The sequence below is a fragment of the Methanofollis sp. genome, from assembly GCF_028702905.1.
In the GTDB taxonomy this organism is placed as follows: domain Archaea; phylum Halobacteriota; class Methanomicrobia; order Methanomicrobiales; family Methanofollaceae; genus Methanofollis.
In genome coordinates this window covers 1-3726 of the sequence record NZ_JAQVNX010000150.1, presented here as the reverse complement: position 1 = coordinate 3726, position 3726 = coordinate 1, and the positions used below count along the sequence as shown (strand labels likewise).

Sequence of the window (3726 nt, the reverse complement as noted above, 5' to 3'; positions counted from 1 at the left end):
CCCCTGCACAACGAGATCAACGCAAAAACCCTGAATACCCTTCTTAACGACATCTCCAGCCAGACAAACATTCCCAAAGAAAAATTACTGGAGATGCTTCGATAATCCGGCCCTTTTATGGTTGAGTGACGGAGCCACGCTGGATCCCGGTTCCGGCCGGGGAGAAAGAATCTTTTCCTGCGGTGGGGATCTTTCGCGCGCTCATCCGAAAAATGGGAGTTTCCGGAACGATTCTGTTTCGAAACGTTATTGTAACGAACCGTCCCGGCGAAGGTACCCGCCGCCTTTCCGGAACCGGTTCGGCGTGTACGCCGCCTGGAAATGTCCTTTTCGTTCTATATCCGATTATCATTTCCCGATGGATATGGTATATCTTCACTCTGTGAGCATGGTTCTCTCAAGTCCGCTATTTATTCAAAAAACCGTGTTTTCTCATAGAATCGTTCGACTCCCTTCAGGATGACATGGTTCTTTACGATCTCCTGGATCAGCAGATTCTCCGGGGCCCAGGATCCTATCTTCACACTGAGCCGCAGGTGAGCTCGTTCCAGATCTTGCTTCACCATTCTGTCGTCCGTCTCAATGTAGAGATCGACATCGCTCTTCCGATCCGCGGTCCCCTTCGCATAACTGCCGAAGATTACGGCAAGCGGGATCTCTTCTCTCTCCTGAATCGCCCTGATGACGGACCGAAGATGGGGGGCCTCTTCGACCAGGTCTCCGAGCGCGTACCACTCCGCCACATAGGCATGCAACCGTGCCTCAACGGTCTTTTTCAGGAAGTAAACCCTGTTCTTCCCCTCTATCCTGAAGTCGACGACATTCCCGTCTAAGAGATCCTTAAGTTTCCGTAGCACGGTGGTGTGCGAGACGCCCAGATCCTTTGCGAGTTTGCGGGGGTGTGAGTCGCCCTTGAGCAGGAGAGCAACGATCCGGGTGGATACATTTTGTTCCACATGGAACATATTTCGACCGATGGGTGAAGAAGGTTCCGCCACCTGGTCGGAATGTGCTGAAGCCGGCTCCGCTCGCAACTTCTCTCACCTGCACGCCTGAGCACCGCCACCACCCTGGCGCTCACGTGGCCTTCGCACTTCCGGTTCACACAGTAGAAAGAACGTATATTCATCGATGCACAAACCCCTGCGTCTCTGGTGTGATGGGTGCCGGAGCCCGGAGCGCGTCATCCCGGGAACCTGACGAAACCTATTTGAGGTGGCCACGATTATTATATCATATCCTGGGTGGAGTGACAATGGCAACACCAATCGAACTTGGGCTTACCCTTGAGGGCGAAGATGCCCGGCGTTTCCATGAGTACATGGAGAGGCCCACCTATACCGAAGACGCGCGGAAACTGATCCGGTTTGCGGCGCACAGAGCGCAAAAGCAGCGCCTGTGAAGATATGCCTCTCCCGGAACTCCATTTTTTACCACTCTCCGGGGATCTGGATGTATCAGCCTTCAGGTGTGGTCATGCCGATCTGGATGAGTTCTTGATCGAGGACTCGAAGGTATATCAGGAAGAGCGGCTGTCGGTAACCCATCTTGCGTATATCGACTCTGAATTGGTCGGATTTTTCACCCTCGTCACCGACTGCATCGATGTCAAGCAGGTAGCCCCGGAGGATGGGAAACGGGGGTATCCTTACCGGAAATACCCGGCTCTCAAGATCGCCCGACTGGCAACCTCCTCAAAATATCAACGGATCGGTATCGGGTTTCTGATGCTTGGTGAGGTTCTGGCACTCACAATGAATATATCAAAATATGTCGGGTGCAGGATTATCACCATGGATTCAAAACAGGAATCAGTGGGGTTCTACGAGAAATTCGGGTTCAAACGAGCAACCCGGAGATCCACCGATCCGGTCCATATGTATATGGACTATCACAAACTGTTAGAGATAGAATACCTGATAGTGTGAGCACGCGGCCGATCCCCCCTCCTTTACCAATCTGCCACCCCCGACACGCGGCGAGACCCTGTTCTCCGCCCCTCACCCATACGAGAGCCGCGGCTCGACGGGGATGTAGTCCCGGACGACGATGTTGTCGGCGTAGAGGTGGTGCGGAGCCCCGGAGTACCACGCCGAAGACCCGATCAGGGCGAACTCATCAAAGACCACATCCTCCGGCACCGGCGAGCCGTCCGCGAACCGCAGGGGTGCGCTCCCCAGGTATTCGCCGTCCATCCAGGCGTGTTCGGTGGCGTTCGGCGTCTCTAAAACAACCCTGACGTGGTACCAGGTATCGGTCTCAGCCTGTCTATCGGCGGAGAAGTTCCGGTGGTCGCCGTCGTAGTAGTGCTGCACCGACCCGTTCCTGAGGTGGAGCGCGTAGAGCCGGTCGGTCCCGTTCCAGGCCTGGATGTAGCCCGAGCCGCACCATTTCCCGAACTTGCTCACCCGGAAGTCCCCCTCGATCACCAGCGGGCCCGCGGAGATATTCGCGGTACAGACCCTTCTCTCGTTGAACTCCGGGAGGTCCGGGTCGGAGACGTTGATATCCCCGGCATATCCGCCGCTACGGACAACATCGGACTGAACGAGCGCGCTCGAGCCGCAGGACGACCACCGCGAGAGGTCGCCGCGCTCGTAGTCCTCGAAGAAGAGGAAGACCGCGTCGGGGTCACCGGCGTCCCGGGCATCGGGGTTGCCGTAGAGCATGGTCACCGCCGTCGCCCTCGCCGGGAGGGCGAGCCAGACGTGGGCGTGGGAGCCGGCGGTCACGTCCTCGATCCAGTAGGGGACGGCTCTCCCGTCAGCGTCGACGAACCGGATGTCGGCGAAATCCGGCCGCATACCGGGAAGATAGGTCGCGTTGAAGGAGACCGCGAGACCGTCTATAGCGGAGGGGCGGTCGACCGATACCATCTGCCGGTGGGAGAAGGTCCCGGGGGTATCGTCCAGCCAGTAGCGCGCTGTCACCTCCGCAGCCGCCCCGGCGGTGAGGAGCGCGAGTCCTGTGAGGAGAGCGATCCAGGTGGTGTTCATGGTGCCCCCGTGAGAACCCGCCCCTATATCCATCTAACGGCCGGCGCACCCCAATGCTGATGCTGTCCGGGAGCGACCGATCAGTACCGTGAACGAGACCATCGCGATCATCGGGGGAGGGCCCGCCGGGCTCTTCTGCGCTCTCGGGGCAGCAGGCGCCGGGAGAACCGTCATCGTCTTCGAGAAGAAGCCCGCGGCGGGCCGAAAGCTCCTCATCACCGGGTCGGGGCAGTGCAACATCACCCACGACGGTGAGGTCCCCGACTTCCTCTCCCGCTACGGCGACCACGGCACGTTCCTCCGGCCCGCGCTCATGAACTTCACGAACCGCGACCTCATCCGGTTCTTCGCCGACCGGGGGCTTTTCATGGAGACCGAGCCCGGCGGGAAGGTCTTCCCCAAGACCCGGAAGGCCGCCGACATCCTCGCCGTCCTCCTCGCTGAGTGTGCCGCTCGCGGGGTGGAGATCCGGTATAGCGACCCCGTCCGGGCCGTCGAGCGTGACGGCGACGGGTTCCTGGTCACGGCGAAGGAGGCCGTTCGGGCCTCCACCCTCGTCATCGCCACCGGCGGCGCCTCCTACCCCGCCACCGGCTCGACCGGTGACGGCTACGCCTTCGCCCGGGCCCTCGGCCAGCCGACGACGGAGGTTGCTCCGGCGCTTGCCCCGGTCTACGTCGAGGACTACCCGTTCGCCGACCTCGCGGGGATATCCTTCTCAAATATTACC

Annotated in this window: 5 protein-coding genes; 3 read left to right on the top strand and 2 right to left on the bottom strand. The window is 59.6% G+C overall.

Features of this window, described 5'->3' with window-relative positions; translation table 11 throughout:
- Window positions 1–410: 410 nt before the first annotated feature.
- Window positions 411–965: a nucleotidyltransferase domain-containing protein gene (locus PHP59_RS11810; RefSeq protein ID WP_300167244.1), complete on the bottom strand. Its 555-nt coding sequence runs from the start codon at window positions 963–965 to the stop codon at window positions 411–413.
- A gap of 290 nt (window positions 966–1255) precedes the next feature.
- On the opposite strand from PHP59_RS11810, the gene PHP59_RS11805 reads away from it, so the two are divergent.
- Window positions 1256–1402, top strand: a complete 147-nt coding sequence (locus tag PHP59_RS11805) for a hypothetical protein (protein ID WP_300167242.1) — start codon at window positions 1256–1258, stop codon at window positions 1400–1402.
- A 4-nt stretch (window positions 1403–1406) separates the two neighbouring features.
- Entirely contained in the window at window positions 1407–1928 is a 522-nt protein-coding gene (locus PHP59_RS11800) for a GNAT family N-acetyltransferase (RefSeq protein ID WP_300167239.1), read from the top strand.
- A gap of 72 nt (window positions 1929–2000) precedes the next feature.
- On the opposite strand, the gene PHP59_RS11795 is transcribed toward PHP59_RS11800, so the two are convergent.
- A complete protein-coding gene (locus PHP59_RS11795) occupies window positions 2001–2996 on the bottom strand; it encodes a DUF2341 domain-containing protein (RefSeq protein ID WP_300167237.1) in 996 nt (331 codons plus the stop codon).
- 88 nt (window positions 2997–3084) lie between these two features.
- Here PHP59_RS11795 and PHP59_RS11790 point away from each other — a divergent pair.
- The coding region (locus PHP59_RS11790) for an aminoacetone oxidase family FAD-binding enzyme (protein WP_300167235.1) at window positions 3085–3726 on the top strand (642 nt) is incomplete at its 3' end.